At 43.7% G+C, this 16,780-nt stretch carries 15 protein-coding genes; all 15 read left to right on the plus strand.

From position 1 onward, the window contains the following. Positions 1-73 precede the first annotated feature (73 nt). The 15 genes from larB to Q7P41_RS00580 all read left to right on the plus strand — a co-directional run bounded on the left by larB (position 74) and on the right by Q7P41_RS00580 (position 16,764). Positions 74-820 (plus strand): nickel pincer cofactor biosynthesis protein LarB, encoded by a 747-nt coding sequence (gene larB, locus Q7P41_RS00510; RefSeq protein WP_303881209.1) that lies wholly within the window; start codon positions 74-76, stop codon positions 818-820. Next, positions 817-2,772: a ribonuclease R gene (gene rnr, locus Q7P41_RS00515; protein ID WP_303881212.1), complete on the plus strand. Its 1,956-nt coding sequence runs from the start codon at positions 817-819 to the stop codon at positions 2,770-2,772. The genes larB and rnr overlap by 4 nt, the downstream gene beginning before the upstream one ends. Before the next feature lie 5 nt (positions 2,773-2,777). Continuing rightward, a complete protein-coding gene (locus Q7P41_RS00520) occupies positions 2,778-3,875 on the plus strand; it encodes an AI-2E family transporter (RefSeq protein WP_303881214.1) in 1,098 nt (365 codons plus the stop codon). Positions 3,876-3,893: 18 nt separating this feature from the next. Then, positions 3,894-4,529, plus strand: coding sequence for a molybdopterin-guanine dinucleotide biosynthesis protein B (locus Q7P41_RS00525; RefSeq protein WP_303881216.1), 636 nt, complete (start codon positions 3,894-3,896; stop codon positions 4,527-4,529). A 232-nt stretch (positions 4,530-4,761) separates the two neighbouring features. Further along, positions 4,762-6,723: a sodium-translocating pyrophosphatase gene (locus tag Q7P41_RS00530; protein ID WP_303881219.1), complete on the plus strand. Its 1,962-nt coding sequence runs from the start codon at positions 4,762-4,764 to the stop codon at positions 6,721-6,723. 118 nt (positions 6,724-6,841) lie between these two features. Next, the gene (gene dnaG / locus Q7P41_RS00535) at positions 6,842-8,593 is read left to right on the plus strand and encodes a DNA primase (RefSeq protein ID WP_303881222.1); all 1,752 of its coding nucleotides are present in this window, start codon (positions 6,842-6,844) and stop codon (positions 8,591-8,593) included. Then, complete coding sequence (gene rpoD / locus Q7P41_RS00540) at positions 8,590-9,825, plus strand: RNA polymerase sigma factor RpoD (protein ID WP_303881225.1); 1,236 nt, start codon at positions 8,590-8,592, stop codon at positions 9,823-9,825. The genes dnaG and rpoD overlap by 4 nt, the downstream gene beginning before the upstream one ends. A gap of 108 nt (positions 9,826-9,933) precedes the next feature. After that, the gene (locus tag Q7P41_RS00545; protein ID WP_303881227.1) at positions 9,934-11,079 is read left to right on the plus strand and encodes a hypothetical protein; all 1,146 of its coding nucleotides are present in this window, start codon (positions 9,934-9,936) and stop codon (positions 11,077-11,079) included. A 210-nt stretch (positions 11,080-11,289) separates the two neighbouring features. Further along, a complete protein-coding gene (locus tag Q7P41_RS00550) occupies positions 11,290-11,562 on the plus strand; it encodes an RNA-binding S4 domain-containing protein (protein WP_303881230.1) in 273 nt (90 codons plus the stop codon). A 23-nt stretch (positions 11,563-11,585) separates the two neighbouring features. Beyond that, positions 11,586-12,878, plus strand: a complete 1,293-nt coding sequence (gene eno, locus Q7P41_RS00555; protein ID WP_303881232.1) for a phosphopyruvate hydratase — start codon at positions 11,586-11,588, stop codon at positions 12,876-12,878. After that, positions 12,875-13,513, plus strand: a complete 639-nt coding sequence (locus tag Q7P41_RS00560) for a redox-sensing transcriptional repressor Rex (protein WP_303881235.1) — start codon at positions 12,875-12,877, stop codon at positions 13,511-13,513. The genes eno and Q7P41_RS00560 overlap by 4 nt, the downstream gene beginning before the upstream one ends. A 110-nt stretch (positions 13,514-13,623) precedes the next feature. Then, a complete protein-coding gene (gene yajC, locus Q7P41_RS00565; RefSeq protein ID WP_303881237.1) occupies positions 13,624-13,929 on the plus strand; it encodes a preprotein translocase subunit YajC in 306 nt (101 codons plus the stop codon). 67 nt (positions 13,930-13,996) lie between these two features. Next, complete coding sequence (gene secD / locus Q7P41_RS00570) at positions 13,997-15,400, plus strand: protein translocase subunit SecD (RefSeq protein ID WP_303881240.1); 1,404 nt, start codon at positions 13,997-13,999, stop codon at positions 15,398-15,400. 32 nt (positions 15,401-15,432) lie between these two features. Beyond that, on the plus strand, positions 15,433-16,299 hold the full coding sequence (secF, locus tag Q7P41_RS00575) for a protein translocase subunit SecF (RefSeq protein WP_303881242.1): 867 nt from the start codon (positions 15,433-15,435) through the stop codon (positions 16,297-16,299). Positions 16,300-16,467: 168 nt separating this feature from the next. Next, complete coding sequence (locus tag Q7P41_RS00580) at positions 16,468-16,764, plus strand: hypothetical protein (RefSeq protein ID WP_303881244.1); 297 nt, start codon at positions 16,468-16,470, stop codon at positions 16,762-16,764. Positions 16,765-16,780: the final 16 nt, after the last annotated feature.

Raw genomic sequence — 16,780 nt, forward strand, 5'->3', positions numbered from 1 at the left:
CTTAAGTGCCATAGCCCTTTATAATTTATAATAGTGATAGATAAAACGGGACGAGAAAGAGGGAACGAGAGCCATGGAAATGCAAAATAGCTTACGGCGTATTTTGGAATTGCTAGAAAATGGGAAAATTGACGTAGATACGGCCATGGAGAATTTATCTTTATTACCCTACGAAGATCTCGGAGATGTCAAATTAGATTGGCATCGATCTATAAGGCGAGGAATCGGTGAAATTATATATACTCCTGGCAAGTCTGACGAACAATTGATAAAGATAGCACAAAGCATTGCCAGGAACCGCTCAAATGCTATCTTTAGCCGTATATCAATGGATAAGCATGAGTTATTGAAGGGCTATATTTCAAATATAGAATATCGCAAGGATTCCAGGTTGTCCCTGTGTCGCTTTGAGCCTCCTCAAAAACGGGGCGAAGTTGCCGTAATCGCTGCTGGGAGCTCTGATAAGCCGGTAGCTGAGGAAGCGGCTGATGTTGCGGAATTTGCAGGTTGTCAGGTGAAGAGATTTTGTGATGTTGGCGTAGCTGGCATACATCGATTATTTCCTCTGCTTCCAGATATTAGAAAGTCGCGCGCGATAGTGGTAGTCGCTGGTATGGAGGGTGCTCTTCCGAGCGTCGTGGCTGGTTTAGTTTCGTCCATTGTCATTGCCGTTCCAACCTCTGTTGGTTATGGTGCAAGTTTTGGCGGACTTGCAGCTTTACTTTCCATGCTCAATGCCTGCAGTGGCGGAGTGGTAGTAGTAAACATCGATAATGGTGTCGGAGCGGGCTTAGCAGCTGCATTAGTGGCGTCAAAATGAAATATACCAGAAGGACTAAAAGAAGGGGACGCAGAATATCCCCTCGAAGGAATATTGCTATAGGCAAACTGGAGCTTAACCCTAGGGGCTTTGGTTTTGTCCGTCCCAGGGATAAGAGGTTGCCCGATATTTATATAGCCGAAGAAGATATGGGCGGTGCCATCCATGGAGACGAAGTTAAGATAGTTATAAGTAAAAACTATCAGAAAAATAGGTTATATGGCAAGGTAAAAAAAGTACTGTCAAGGGGTATCACTGAGATCGTAGGCATAACGAGGTGTCGAAACGGTGTCCCGCTATTGTTTCCCTTAGATCGACGATATAATTTTATTCTCACTTTGGATGATGGCGAGGCTTTGAAGGATGGGGCTGTTGTCGTCGTTGCGATAAAAAAATATCCCCAGTTCCCATTTCCCGGAGAAGGCAAGGTGCTAAGAGTTTTAGGCGATGAGGATGATCCCCAAGTCCGAGTGCTAGCTTTGATGGAAGAATATAAAATTAAATCCAATTTCCCGAAAGATGTGCTCGCAGAGGCTGAAGCTTTAAAAAACACCTCTCCTCTTCGCCGTTTTCCCGGTGAAAGGAAAGATTTTAGAAATAAATTCACTCTTACCATAGATCCTTCGGATGCCAAGGATTTTGACGATGCCCTTTCTATTGAAGAGATTGATGAAGGCTGGCGTTTAGGAGTTCACATAGCGGATGTATCGGAATATGTTCGACCCGATAGCTACATTGACATGGAGGCCAAAGAAAGGAGTTTTTCGGTTTATTTGGTTGATAGGGTAATTCCAATGCTGCCTCCCCAGCTTTCTTCTGACCTATGTAGCTTAATTGAGAACGAGGACAGGTTGTGTCTTACAGTTGAAATGGTGTTAGATCGCAGAGGAGACCTTCTGAAATATGAAATTTTACCAAGCGTGATACGTGTCCGCAAGCGGCTGACCTACGAGGAAGTCCAAGAAGTTTTAGATGGTAAAAAGACCTTGGGAAGAGAGGCTGATAAGGTCTTAAGTCACCTTGCAATTCTGTCTAATATGCTATACAAAAAAAGGAAAAAAGCGGGAATGATAGAGTTCGATTTTCCGGAGACGAAGGTGGAACTTGATGAGAAAGGGACGCCAATCGATATAAGAGCCATTGAGCGTACATTTGCCCATCGCATCATCGAACACATCATGATACTTGCCAATAGCGTAATAGCGGAATATATAATTAGTAATAGTGCATTAACAATCTATAGAGTTCATGAAAAACCAGACGTGGAGAAAGTAATGCAGCTTAAAAAAACTCTTTCTTCCATTGGAGTGAAAACAAAGAAAATAAGTCCATCAAACAAGGCTATAAATCGCCTGCTAAAAGGAGTTGAAGGGCTACCATGCAAGAGATTGGTCCATACTCTAGTTTTGCGTTCCTTGCCCAGGGCACGTTACGATCCCAGGTGTTTGGGGCATTTTGGGTTAGCTCTGAAATATTATTTACACTTTACTTCACCCATAAGAAGGTATCCCGATTTAGTTGTTCATAGGATAGTGCACACCTTGATTCAAAAGAATCGGGAGGCACCGGGTGCCTTTAGCGTCCAAGAGCTTTCGAACCTTTCGGCCTACATCAGCGCAATGGAAGAAAAGACGGAAGAAGCGGAGAGGATCTCCATTAAGATTAAAATTGCTGAATATATGGAGAGTAAAGTGGGGGAGATTTTCGATGGCGTCATATCTTGGGTGACCCCGAGAGGGATGTTCGTCGAGCTTGATAATGCGGCGGAGGGGTTCGTCGCTGTGGAAAGCCTTGAACCTTATGACCAATTTTTTTACGACGAAGACGGTCTTTGTTTGAGGGGACGCAAGGGCAAGGTTTTTCGCTTAGGTGACGTTGTAAGGGTGCGGTTGACATACGTCGATAAGGTTTCAAACTTGATATACTTTCAGTTGTTCCTTGGCAAGGAGTGATGAGCATGAAAGATTCTTTCGTTCATAAATCGCCTCAAGGGGGATATTTGCCATTTTTGCTGGTCTTTGCCTTATTGGCTTTACTTGGCATCTTTATAACTATGCCGATAATTCGTCCTTTGATGTGGGCTGTCATCTTTTCTTTTATTTCATATCCATTGAACGAAATATTGCATAAAAAAGTGTTTCGGGGTAAACACAGAAACTTATCGTCCCTTGTTTCTACCACCTGTGTCGTTTTGCTGCTTTGTGTCCCCATGGGGTTTATCGGGATATCTTTAGCAAAGGAGGCTATAAAGTTTATCTCCAGTTTATCCGATAACCTTGAATCCATACAGCAAGTTTTGATTTCAGCATGGTCTGGTTTGGTAAAGAAACTACCCGATCACTTAATACGATATGCTGGAATTAAAGAGGACCCCGCCTTTTTACAAGATTTAATACATCGTGCGGTTAGCTACTTGGCTTCGTCGTTAGGGGATTTTTCCAGAGGTTTATTGGGCAACGCTTTCAAGATGTGCTATCAGTTATTTGTGATCTCTGTTTCTACTTTTTATTTGCTGCGGGATGGTCATGTAGTGTTAGAATTTTTGAATGATGTATTGCCTTTGCCCAAAGAAGAAAGAGCGGCGCTTTTTGATAGTGCTACCAGGATGATGAAGTCCGTCGTGATTGGCACCACTCTAACAGCGGGAATTCAGGCGTGTTTGGGCGTAGCTGGTTGGGTATTTGTTGGGCTTCCAGCTCCCATCTTGGCCGGTGTGTTTCTTTTTATATGTGCCATGATTCCATTTGTAGGCACTCCCTTCGTCCTCATCCCGGGCGCCTTGTATCTTTTTTTAATTGGAAACGTAAAAGAAAGCTTGATATTGGCCTTCTGGGCTGTCTTGGTTGTTAGCACGATTGACAATTTAATTCGGCCTCTCTTTATATCCGAAGGCAGCAAAGTTCATTTTCTTCTGGTCTTTTTGGGTGTGATCGGTGGAATAAGCGTTTGGGGTTTCCTTGGCGTTTTTTTAGGGCCAATAGTTTTGTCTTTGTTCGTATTTTTCCTTGACTGTTACAGGAGGATTTGGAGGGCTAAACGAGAGTACTCGGATTAGTTTTTGGAGGTGAGGACCATGCCCTATATGGTCTCAGTTTGTGGCCATAAAAGCAGTGGCAAGACAACGTTATGTAAAAGATTGATCGAAATTCTAAGCGGAAGCTTAGGTTTAGATGTGGGATATATAAAACATTGTCACGATAGCGTAATTTCATCTGAAAACACTGATAGTGGTCTCATCGCTAGAGCAGGAATAAAGGTCCTACTGTGGGGAGCAGATGGAATTAGGGCCGAGGTTTTAAAACAAGATTTTACATTGCGCGATATAGAAAGAATCTTCTTCCCACAACAGGACATCGTCCTTGTCGAAGGTGGCAAATCGTTGCCTCTTCCTAAAATATGGGTTGGAGGGAAGTACCCCTCTGCCGATGTAAAGGGTATTTTTGCCGTTTTCGATGGCCCGGAAAACTTGTTTCCAAAGTTACCTCATTTTCAACCCTGCGAGGAAGAGAAGCTTGCTGAATGGATTTTACAAAGAATGGGGAGAAAAAGGGAACATGTGGTTCTCTATGTGGGTGGACAGAAGATTGGATTGAACGATTTCACAATGGACTTCATAGCAGGTACTGTTAAAGGGATGACGAGTTCCTTAAAGGGCATAGAAGGAAAAAGTAAGGATGTTGTTTTGGTAATAAAAGAGCAAGAAAGATAAAATAGAAAGGGATCTTCGGCGTTTTTGTTATTTTCGTTGAAATACTTGCTATATAATTGTATTATGAGATCTTGCGAGTCTCAAAGCATTCTTTTGCAAATGATCGATGACTATTGACCTTGCAAAAATGGTCCATCCTGCCTATAATTAGGAGCGCTTTGATCGAATATCTAATGCGCCCGCCTTCAGATAAAGGCGGGCTTGAAATTATCGTAAATGGGGGGATCTTTTTATGAACGGGTACGCGTTGTGGATTTCAGCAGGCGCAGGTATAATAGCATTATTATATGCTATATTAATAACTAATCATATCGATAATTACAAGGTCGATCATGAACGTATTAATTATCTTTCCAACATCATTCAAAGGGGAGCCATGGCCTTTCTTTATAGGGAATATAGGGCTCTCGTTCCTTTTGTCATTGTTGTATCTTGCTTGCTTGCTTGGAAGTTGGGAGTCCCCCTCGCCGTATCATTTTTATTGGGGGCTTTCTGTAGCGGCATTTCGGGCTTTCTTGGAATGAAGGTCGCGACGCGAGCCAACGGTAAGACCGCTTTTGCTGCAATGAGCGGAATGAATCAGGCTTTAAAGATTGCTTTTTGGGGCGGTTCTGTCATGGGGATGACAGTGGTTGGCGTTGGAGTTTTGGGTATAGTAATTGCCTATATATTATATAAAGATCCAAATATAATAACAGCTTTTGGCTTTGGCGCCAGTTCCATAGCGCTATTCGCGCGCGTGGGAGGCGGCATATACACGAAGGCAGCTGACGTTGGTGCCGATCTGGTGGGCAAAGTGGAAGCTGGGATACCTGAAGACGACCCTCGGAATCCCGCTGTTATCGCCGATAACGTAGGCGATAACGTAGGCGATATAGCAGGAATGGGTGCCGATCTTTTTGAATCCTATGTTAATTCGATCATAGCAGCCATGGCGATAGGAGCGGCTCTCTTTGGAGGAAAGGGAATAACCTTCCCCATGTTACTTGCGGCTGTTGGTATTCTTGCATCTCTAATAGGTACATTTTTCGTGCGCATCAAAGAAAAAGGGGATCCTCAATTAGCGCTAAGGAAAGGCACTTTTGCGACTGGCATTTTGATGATCGTCGGTTCTTTCTTGCTAACGCGGTTCATGTTTGCTGACTTAGCTTTGTTTTGGTCTGTCTTGGCGGGGGTAATTTGTGGGGTAGCAATAGGCTATATTACGGAAGTATACACCTCCTCTTTTTATAGTTCAGTGAAGGAAATTGCCAATGCATCCATCACGGGGTATGCGACTAACATCTTAACAGGGATAGCTGTTGGCATGAAATCCACCATGTGGCCGGTGTTGCTCATATGTGCAGCTATTTTTGTTGCTGTACAATCCGGAGGCCTATACGGCATCGCTTGCTCTGCAGTAGGCATGTTGGCCATCACGGGAATGACCTTGAGCGTAGACGCCTACGGACCAATAGCAGACAATGCTGGTGGTATATCTGAAATGAGTCATTTGCCTGCGGAAGTAAGAAAGATTACCGATAGGCTGGATGCCGTTGGTAACACGACGGCTGCCGTAGGCAAGGGCCTTGCCATAGGTTCAGCAGCGTTAACTGCTATAGCGCTTTTTTCTGCATATGCCAGTGCTGTTGGGCTCAAGATCATTGATCTAATGGATGCACGCGTGTTAATTGGGCTCTTTGTCGGCGGCATGTTGCCATTCGTTTTTTGCTCCAGGGCAATTCAGGCCGTTGGCAGGGCCGCTCAAAGCATGATCGAAGAAGTTCGCCGTCAGTTTAAGGAGATGCCTGGCATTATGGAGGGAACGCAAGAACCTGATTATGAGCGTTGCGTCGATATATCCACCAAGGCCGCTCTCAAAGAAATGATTGTGCCCGGAATGATGGCCATACTATCCCCGGTAATCGTTGGGTTGGTGCTGGGAGCCCCTGCTTTAGGCGGGCTACTCGCCGGTTCCATCGTCACAGGGGTGATGTTGGCAATATTTATGGCAAACGCCGGGGGTGCTTGGGATAACGCGAAAAAATATATAGAAGAAGGAAACTTAGGAGGAAAAGGAACGCCTCCGCATGCTGCCGCTGTTGTTGGCGACACTGTTGGAGATCCTTTCAAGGACACGGCTGGTCCCAGCCTTAATATATTGATTAAATTAATGTCAATCATAGCTTTGGTCATGGCACCTTTGTTAATGTAGTGCGATATGCTGCTATCTATTCATATCTAATATCATAAAAATTTCTTGTAGTTAAGGGCTATTTTTCGGGAGGGCTGATGTCTAACCCCTCCCTTTTCAGTTTTTGGAGGGATAACCCTTGGATAAAACTCAAATAGATGAAATAAAAAGAAGAGTAGATATCCTGGAGGTAGTTGGAGATTATGTAGAGCTACATAAATCTGGCAAAGGTTATAGGGCCCTGTGCCCTTTTCATAGCGAGAAAACACCGTCCTTCTATGTGATGCCTGATAGGCAGTTTTACCATTGCTTTGGCTGTGGTAAAGGAGGAGATGTTATATCTTTCGTCATGGACGTAGAAGGATTTAGTTTCACCGAGGCCATCGAATTGCTTGCAAAGAGAGCCGGTGTGAAGGTTGAAAAAAGAGCCAGAAAAGATAGCTATCCTAATTTTAGCGATGTCTTGGAAAAGGCCCTCAAAATATATCGTGACTACCTTGAAAGTCCCGCAGGCGAAATAGCAAGGAGATACTTAGTACAAAGGAACTTGCCCAAAGAATGGTGGCCTTATTTTGAAATTGGTTGGGCTCCACCAGCGTGGGATTACCTGTGGCGTTCTCTTTCAAGGATGGGTATATCATCTAAGATTGCCGTTGAGTGTGGTTTGGTGGTTGAGGGTCCGCGAGGCATATATGATAGGTTTAGAGGCAGAATAATTTTTCCCATAAGAGACGTTACTGGACGTCTAGTAGGATTTGGAGGTCGGTCAATTTCGGGCGAAGGTGCTAAATATATAAATACTCCAGAGAGCCCGGTGTTTCATAAAGGTTCTTGTTTGTATTTACTTAATTTGTCCAAAAACGACATGCGCAATAAGGGGCGTGCAATTCTGGTTGAGGGTTATATGGATGCTATAAGGCTACACATGGCAGGATTTCACGAAACCGTGGCGTCGCTTGGAACAGCTTTGACGGAAAATCAGGGCGAGTTGTTAAGGCGATATGCAAGGTCTTGTTATGTCTGTTACGATGCTGATACTGCAGGGCAGGAAGCAGCAATAAGGGGTATGTATTTGTTGCAGTCGTTGGGCTTGCAAGTGAGGGTAGTAGCGTTGCCAGCCAATGTGGATCCCGATGAGTTTTTGCAGAAAGAGGGAAGCAACGCCTTCGAGGACCTTTTGAGCAAGAGCCTCCCCCTTCCTTTGTACCACCTTGAGATAAGAGAAGAGTTTTTGAAGGATCTAAATGTTCGAAAAAAAGTGATTGAGGAGTTGCTCGAGGGTTTTTCAAGGATTCCTTTGCCGGATTTAGCTCCTTTTATGTCTCAGATTGCAGCAGCGCTTGAGATTCCCAGATATGCGCTTGAGGCTATGTTGTTAGATTTCAAAGCAAATATGAAAAGGGGAACAGAGAAAAAAGGGAAACGTGGCGACTTCAGCGTATATATAAATAGACAAAAGCAACAAAAACAAAAGAAACACGTAACTGACGCACAAGAAGCAGCGTTGTTTTCGCTTTTGTGGAATGATCCTGCAAAGAGACGGGGCTTAGATGAAGAGCACATATTTCCTTTAATAAAGGATGTGCGATTAAAAAATCTAATAGCGGCGTTATTAAATGGCGAATCCCCGGAAGAGCTGGAGGAGCGTTGGCTAAAATCAGGGGATCGATTTCCATTGGAAGCCCTAGCGCTAGGTAATGCCTTTTGCCAGCAGTTTGACGAGGGAGTGGATATTTTTGACGTAATCTCAAGCTCCCTTAAGACTAAAGCCATGAAATCGAGATATAACGTTCTTTATTCCAAAATGTTGAAAGGCGAGGCAACCCGCGAAGAAATTGAGGAGATGCAGAAAATAGCTTCCGCATTAAAAGGGGGACGGGAAGACAAATGACTGCAGCAGAAAGAAAAAAATTAAATTATGATAAAAACGGCAATAAGAATGCGAATGCAAGAAACTCTAATGATGATGACGAGGAAAAAGAACATAACGAGCCCATTGAGGACCAGGAAGATCTGGACTTCGAAGAAATGGAATCCCAGGAGATAGCAGAGCTTATCGAAAACATTCGCGAGCTTTTACAAGAGGGACGTCAAAAAGGGTTCATCACATACGATGACCTAGAAAAATATTTGCCACAAGAGGCTTTAAGCGAAGCGGAGATAATGGATAGTGTATATTCTAACCTTCTGGAGTTGGGCATAGATGTTCGTGACGAAGAAAAAATACAGGAACTTCAACAGGCCGAATTACTGCCGCAGGCAGACTTAAGCGAACTTACTGAATTAGAAAGCGTTTCAATTGCCGATCCGGTGAGGATGTATTTGCGAGAGATAGGGAAAATCCCTTTGCTTACTAAGGAGGAAGAAGTTGAGCTTGCAAAAAGAGTAGAGGCCGGAGACGAGGAAGCAAAGAAAAAGTTAATCGAAGCAAATTTGCGTCTTGTCGTAAGCATTGCTAAGAAATACATTGGAAGAGGACTTTCTTTCCTAGATTTGATTCAAGAGGGTAATTTGGGTTTGATACGTGCCGTTGAGAAGTTCGATTACAGGAAGGGATTTAAGTTTAGCACCTACGCTACGTGGTGGATAAGACAAGCGATTACAAGGGCTATAGCCGATCAGGCACGTACCATTAGGATACCTGTTCATATGGTCGAGACCATCAATAAACTTATTCGGGTTTCCAGGCAATTGGTTCAACAATTGGGAAGAGAACCAACCGTAGAGGAAATCGCTCAAGCGCTAGAATTGCTGCCGGAGAAAGTAGAAGATATTCAAAGAATAGCTCAAGAACCAGTTTCCCTTGAAACTCCTATTGGCGAAGAGGAAGACAGTCAGCTTGGCGATTTTATAGAAGACAAGGATTCACCCAATCCCGAGGAAGCCACTGCCGGTCAATTGTTGCGCGAGCAATTGGAAGAGATGCTCGGGGAGTTAACGGAAAGAGAGCGAGAGGTGTTGCGTTTGCGATTTGGCTTGGAGGATGGGCGCGCCCATACCTTGGAGGAGGTTGGCAAGCGCTTTAACGTGACTAGAGAAAGGATTAGACAAATTGAGGCAAAAGCCCTTCGCAAGTTGCGCCATCCGAGCAGGAGCAAGCGTTTGCGGGATTATTTGGAATGACGATTGCGGTTAGATGATGGCGCAAATCGCTGTAATTTTGGAAGAGGCAGAATTATATGATCTTGCGTCGAGCTGCTAATATCTTTAATAACAATGGAGGTGAAATTAGTGTTTGAAAGTGTTGCGAAAACTTTATTAAAAGAATGCGAAGGAAGATCGATGCTAATGTCCTTTTACATCGATTGTGACAGGAGTCGTAGATCCGTCAAGGAAATTTCGATTGATCTGAAGAACCTTCAAAAAAAGGCCATTGAAGAGGAAGCTCTTTTTTGCGGAGAGAGCGATTGTAAACAATATAGTGAAAAAATCACTTCTATTTTAAACAGGCTCAACGAGGAACTGGTTCACGGAGGCTTAGGTGAGGCCAAGGGTATCGCTTGCTTTGTTGATCTGCAGGGCGATTATTATCGATTTGTAGAACTTCCAACTCCAGTAAAAAATCAGGTGAAGTTCTCGGATCATCCCTTCTTGGCGCCACTCATAGAAACTCTATGCCCTCACAAGCTTACCCTCGTGGCAGTTGTAGAGGCAAGGAGAGCAAATTTCTTCCGAGTGTATGCAAGTACTGTAGACAAACTTTTGACCTTAGAGGAAGACGTGCCTCCTAAAGTAAAATCGGCTGGTTGGTATGGCCTTGAAGAGACTCGGATTAAAAGGCATGTGGAGAATCACGTTAAAAACCATCTTAAAAATGTAGCAGCTACTCTTAGGGCACTCTACGAAGATGAAGATTATTCCTTGATATTAGTTGGGGGAAACTCAAATTATGCCCTCGTTGTAGCAGACCTCATCAAGGAGATCGTAACTAACATTCCTGTCGATGTCTTAGCAGAATTAGGCATAACTGATCAACCCCATGTAGTCGTGGAGGCTGTGACGTCTTATGCCTTAAAGTCCTTTGTGGTAGAGAGCTCAAAGCTAGTTGAAGAGATAATAACCGAATACGAGAAAGGTGGACTGGCAGTTGCTGGGCTCAGGGGCGTCGTTTATGCCTCCAATCTTTTCGCTGTGCATCAACTTCTAATCGACGAATATGAGCCCGTTGCGGGAAAACAGTGTCAATCGTGTGGTGCTTTGGGGGTCGATGAAGTTGAATGTCCTTTATGCCATGGCGAGATGGGAGAGATTGAAGATTTGATTGATCTTTTAATCTACAAAACGTTGCGAGATAATGGGGACGTATTGGTAATAGGTGGACAATCTCCTTTAAGAGAATATGATGGCATAGGTGCTTCACTTCGCTTTGCTGTGTGAGCTGTATTAAATCAAGTCGAGCAGAAAGGTGTTTTTTCTGCTCGACTTGATTTTTGTAAAAGCGACTTCATTTACGCTTCTCTTTTCGACTTGAACTTTTTAGGCGTTAATTATAGCTAAAGTTTAGTCAAAACTAAAAGCCTTTGTGTTGATCGATGCGCTCATTGTATTTATACTCATGCAGGAGATCACGACAGGGGAAATGAATTTATGAGGATAGATAAGTACTTAAAAATTTCGCGAATGGTGAAAAGACGCACTGTAGCACAGGAGATGATACAGGCTGGTGTGGTAAGGCTTAACGGTAGACCTATAAAGCCTTCTTCTGTCGTTCGGGTGGGCGATGTCATCGAAATAGCTTTCCCGAGAAGAATTTTAAAGGTTGAGGTTCTTTGTGACGATGAAATTATGGTGAAAAAGGGGAAAGAAGCTTACGCAATTTTAGAGGAACGCTCAGTAAGTTTAGACGATTCTACAATATAGTATTTGAAAGGGGTGATTTTAAAATGGGTCATATAGTGGGCGTTTACGCTCGTGAAATTTTAGATTCCAGGGGTAATCCTACTGTAGAAGCGGAAGTATGGTTGGATAGAGGTTTAATGGCGAGGGCTGCTGTTCCTTCAGGTGCTTCTACCGGTAAACATGAAGCCGTCGAATTAAGGGATGGAGATAAACGCTATGGCGGAAAGGGAGTACTCAGGGCTGTTGAAAATGTCAATGAAAAAATAGCTCCAGAGATAATTGGCCTCGATCCCACCGAACAAAATCTAATTGATGAGATAATGATTGAACTTGACGGTACGCCGAATAAAAGCAACTTAGGGGCAAACGCTATTCTTGCGGTTTCATTGGCAGTAGCTAGGTTAGCAGCGCTAGAAAGAGACCTCCCTCTCTGGAGATATATAGGCGGATTGGGACCATTTTCATTGCCGACCCCTCTAATGAACGTCATAAATGGCGGAGCTCATGCGGATAACGACTTGGACATACAGGAGTTCATGATCGTTCCCCATGGAGCTGATAACTTCAATGAAGCTCTTAGAATGGGAGTGGAGATATATCACTCTTTAAAGAAGCTGTTAAAAGATAAGCACAAGAATACTTCTGTTGGCGACGAGGGAGGCTTTGCTCCGAATTTAAATGGAGCAAAAGAAGCACTGGATCTCCTGGTAGAAGCCATAATTGCTGCTGGATATAAACCGGGAGATGAGGTAAGCCTTGCCTTAGACGTGGCCGCATCCGAGCTTTACGAAGATGGTTTTTATCACTTTCAGGGCGAGGGCAAAAAATATAATAAAGAACAATTGGTTGAATATTACGTAGAATTGTGCAAATCTTATCCGTACATCGTATCAATAGAAGACGGGATGGCAGAAGACGATTTCGAGGGATGGAAATTGTTAACACAAGCCCTAGGAAATGAAGTTCAACTCGTGGGTGACGACCTCTTTGTTACCAATGCGCGAAGGCTAATGCAGGGAATAACCGAAGGCATGGCCAACTCAATCTTAATCAAGCTCAACCAAATAGGCACGTTAACTGAAACTCTTGAGGTCATAGACATGGCTATTAAACATTCTTATTCAGCCGTAATATCACATAGATCAGGGGAGACGGACGACTCATTCATAAGCGACTTGGCGGTCGCTGTGGGCGTGGGACAAATAAAGACTGGTGCGCCTGCTAGGATCGATAGGGTTGCTAAATACAATCAACTTTTGCGCATTTCAGATGACCTTGGCGGCTTCGCGAACTTTAGCGGACTATGCACCTTTCGTGGAAAGGGGAGAAAAAGATGAAAATAGCTGAACCCACGGTTGAGAGGTTAGTGCAATACATTCGCTACCTTCAACGTTGCCGAGAGGCTGGCAAAAAGGTAATATCTTCCCAAGAAATCGGGGACGCACTTGGAATAAAGGCGAGTCAGGTGAGAAAAGATCTTTCCTATTTCGGTGAGATCGGGAAAAGGGGGGTCGGTTATGACGTAGAAAAGTTGTACCAACATTTAAACTCCATATTTGCTCCACCAAAAACGTGGAAGATAGCAATGATTGGTATTGGCAACCTGGGCGAGGCATTGCTCGGGTATAAGGCTTTTGAAAGCGAGAAGTTTCGTATTGTAGCTTTGTTTGATATTGATCCTGACAAAGTTGGGCGCAAGATACACGATATTCCGTGTTACGATGTGGGAATGATGCCCCGAGTACTTAATGACGAGGGCGTAGAAGTTTTGATAATAACGACGCCTTCATCTGCGGCTCAGGACGTCGTAGATAAAGCGACATCTAGCGCCTCGATTAAAGGAATATTGAACTTTGCTCCAACAGCATTGGCGGTGCCGGAGCATGTTATACTTTACAATGTTGATATATTTGTTGAGCTTGAAAAGTTACTTTTTTACATAAAACTTAAAGAGGAAAGTGGTAAAGTTTAAAAACTATCGGGGTAATGAGTCCACGCTTCGGTTGCTATGCAATTTATGCCGAAGCAGATGACAGGCTAGTGTAATAATATATTAATATATGCTATTAGGAGGGGTTTTCATTGGGCGGACAAGCTGGATTGTTAGGAATGATGTGGCCGTTGTTACTTTTCATAGTGATATTCTATTTTTTGTTGATAAGACCGCAGAAAAAGCGCCAGAAACAACATCAAGATATGCTGAATTCTATAAAGCGCGGAGACCAAGTAGTGACCGCCGGTGGTATTTATGGAACCGTTAGGGATGTTAAAGATGACAGCTTCATTCTGGAAGTTAGTGATGGCGTAAAAATTCGTGTCCTTAAAAACGCGATATCCTTTAAACGAAGTGCTCCCGAAGCCGATGAAACTGAATCAGAGGAGAGATAAACAGCCAAGATAGTTGCTTTTTAGCAAAAATCTAATTGTTGCTCACTATTTAGGAGGTAGAAGTCAATTGCCTAAACATGAACGCTGGAAAATCATATTGATCTTGGTAGTTCTTTTTGCATCTCTTTGGGCTGTGTATCCTCCCAGTGAAAAAATAAAACTCGGATTGGATCTCAAGGGTGGCGTTCATATATTGCTTCAAGCAAAGGGAACGCCAGAGAACCCTATTAGCAGTGATACTATTGAGCGCTTGATAGCAGTTTTACGAAATCGCATTGACCAGTACGGAGTTGCCGAACCAGTTATACAACGCGAAGGTAATGACAGAGTAGTTGTTGAGTTGCCTGGGCTAGATGATCCCGAAGCCGCCATTGAACTTATTGGAAAAACGGCAATGCTGGAATTTCGTCCAGTCATTGACGCGACGCCTCGACTTCCCCGAAAGCCGGAAAGACAAAACTATGGCAGCGACGAAGAATACGAGTCAGCGATTAAACGATGGGAAGAATATCAGAGACAAGCTTTGGCAATGGAAAAAAAGTTGTGGAAACATGTCGAAGAAAATCCATCGCTGTCTGTCTTAAAGGGCGAAGATGGAGAGGTATACTTGCTGGGAGCTGCAAGCATTACAGGTCAACATTTGTTGGATGCAAAGGTCGCTTTTGATAACCTAGGGAGGCCTGTGGTGACGCTTAAATTTAACAAAGATGGCACACATTTGTTTGACGAACTTACTGCTCACAACATTGGAAGACAAGTGGCGATTGTCCTTGATGGGGTCGTAATATCCGCACCTGTCGTGCAAGAACGGATAAGCGGTGGAGAAGCTCAGATCAGTGGCCGCTTCACGACCGATGAAGCCCAGAGGCTCGCGATAATGCTTCGAGCTGGAGCATTGCCTGTTACGGTTGAGATCCTCGAAACGAGGTCGATAGGGCCCACATTAGGCTCCGATTCGATTAAATCAGGCATTAAAGCTGGGTTGATAGGGGCCGTCCTGGTCTTTCTGTTCATGTTCATATATTACTCTCGTATGGGGTTGGTAGCTAACCTCGCTTTGGTGATGACCATTATTCTTGTCTTGGCTGGCCTTGCAAGTTTTAGAGCTACCCTTACAATGCCTGGAATCGCAGGGATCATCTTGACATTAGGCATGGCCGTGGATGGGAATATATTGATCTATGAGCGCATAAAAGAAGAGCTGCGGAGCGGAAAAACTGTCATGGCAGCCATTGATGCCGGCTTCAGGAAGGCCTTTGTCACAATCGTAGATGCAAATTTAACCACCCTCTTCGCAGCTGTATTTTTGTTCTACTATGGCACTGGGCCTGTTCGAGGTTTTGCCGTTACTTTGAGCATTGGCATAATCGCAAGCCTTTTCTGCGCTGTGTTTGTGACAAAAGTCTTACTGCGACTCTTTGTGGGCAAGCGAAAAAGTTCAGTCCTTTCCATGACTAAGGAGAGATTATGATGTTGGTCAAGTTCAAGGGGAATATCAATTTTATGAAATATCGGAAAATTGCTTTGGCACTCAGCCTGGCATTGGTACTGGCAAGCATAGTATTGTTAATGGTGAGAGGGCTGAATTTTGGGATTGACTTCTCTGGCGGTATACTATTTCAGCTGGAATTTGATGCACCCGTAACGGTCGCTGAGGTTAGAAGTTCCTTGGACAAAATTGGCTTCGGTAGCCCTGTAATACAGTCTTATAGCGAAAGAGGTGTATTGGTTCGCTTAAAGGGCGATAGAGAAAGTGACCAAAGAGAGATACTGAAGTCTCTCAGGGAAACTTTGGGAGTGGATTTTAAAGTTTTGCGTGTTGAGATGGTTGGGCCCGCTGTGGGGAGCCAGTTGCGTAAGAGTGCAACACTGGCCACAATATTAGCATTGCTTGCTATGCTGATCTACATCACCTTTAGGTTTAAGTTTATGTTTGCCGTAGGGGCTGTCATTGCTCTAATGCACGATGTAATCGTTACGCTTGGGATATTTAGCCTTACTTTCCAAGAAGTTTCGATGCCCTTCATTGCCGGGATGTTAACTCTTGTGGGCTATTCGATTAATGACACAATAGTGATTTTCGATAGAGTCAGAGAAAATTTCAAATATTTAAAGGATTGGGGAGTTGTCAATCTTCTTAATAATTCCATAAACCAGTCGTTATCTCGTACCATCAATACGTCACTTACCACCCTCTTTCCTGTATTGACACTTTTTTTGTGGGGTGGAAAGGCCATTTCTGATTTTTCCATGGCACTTTTGGTGGGAATCATTGTGGGCACTTACAGTTCCATATACATCGCCGGGGCGGTTGTGGTGGAATGGTATTTACGATCCCCGGGAGGATCGCGAAAGCTACAAAGGCGTTAAAGATCATTTGAGCGAACTGAGGAAAGGCCTTAGACTTCGTTCGACAGATTAGCGAATGATGATAACTCTGGTTTTGCGAGAAGTTGCATTGTGCTTGTATATATTATATTTGTTAAGTTAGAATAAGTTTAGGGTAAGAGCTTTGAGATAAAAGGAGGGTCCTCCTGTATGGATTCAATAATACAATTACTCTTAGGGGGGTTTGGCGTTAGTGACGACCTTATCTCTCTGTGTAGGTCTTATATGAGTTCTCTTGTGGAAGAAGGAGCCATGGAACGGTGGGCCGCAGAAAAGGTTTTAATGCAGCTTGAAGAGGAACTTGCCAGACGGCGAGATACCTTGGTAAGGGGATTCAAAAATGAGATTGAAAAATTTTTATCCTTCTTTCCTTTAGTAACGATAGAACAATTCGAAGCATTAGAGTCAAGGGTAAAGGCGTTGGAAGAGCAGAGAGCTAACCTTTAAGATAAGTTTTTTGTGA

The sequence above is a fragment of the Acetomicrobium mobile genome, from assembly GCF_937920065.1.

Bases quoted from the DNA above. Each gene is read 5' to 3' on its own strand.
- larB (WP_303881209.1), top strand. From the start codon at position 74: ATGGAAATGCAAAATAGCTTACGGCGTATTTTGGAATTGCTAGAAAAT.
- rnr (WP_303881212.1), top strand. From the start codon at position 817: ATGAAATATACCAGAAGGACTAAAAGAAGGGGACGCAGAATATCCCCT.
- Q7P41_RS00520 (WP_303881214.1), top strand. From the start codon at position 2,778: ATGAAAGATTCTTTCGTTCATAAATCGCCTCAAGGGGGATATTTGCCA.
- Q7P41_RS00525 (WP_303881216.1), top strand. From the start codon at position 3,894: ATGCCCTATATGGTCTCAGTTTGTGGCCATAAAAGCAGTGGCAAGACA.
- Q7P41_RS00530 (WP_303881219.1), top strand. From the start codon at position 4,762: ATGAACGGGTACGCGTTGTGGATTTCAGCAGGCGCAGGTATAATAGCA.
- rpoD (WP_303881225.1), top strand. From the start codon at position 8,590: ATGACTGCAGCAGAAAGAAAAAAATTAAATTATGATAAAAACGGCAAT.
- Q7P41_RS00550 (WP_303881230.1), top strand. From the start codon at position 11,290: ATGAGGATAGATAAGTACTTAAAAATTTCGCGAATGGTGAAAAGACGC.
- eno (WP_303881232.1), top strand. From the start codon at position 11,586: ATGGGTCATATAGTGGGCGTTTACGCTCGTGAAATTTTAGATTCCAGG.
- Q7P41_RS00560 (WP_303881235.1), top strand. From the start codon at position 12,875: ATGAAAATAGCTGAACCCACGGTTGAGAGGTTAGTGCAATACATTCGC.
- secF (WP_303881242.1), top strand. From the start codon at position 15,433: ATGAAATATCGGAAAATTGCTTTGGCACTCAGCCTGGCATTGGTACTG.
- Q7P41_RS00580 (WP_303881244.1), top strand. From the start codon at position 16,468: ATGGATTCAATAATACAATTACTCTTAGGGGGGTTTGGCGTTAGTGAC.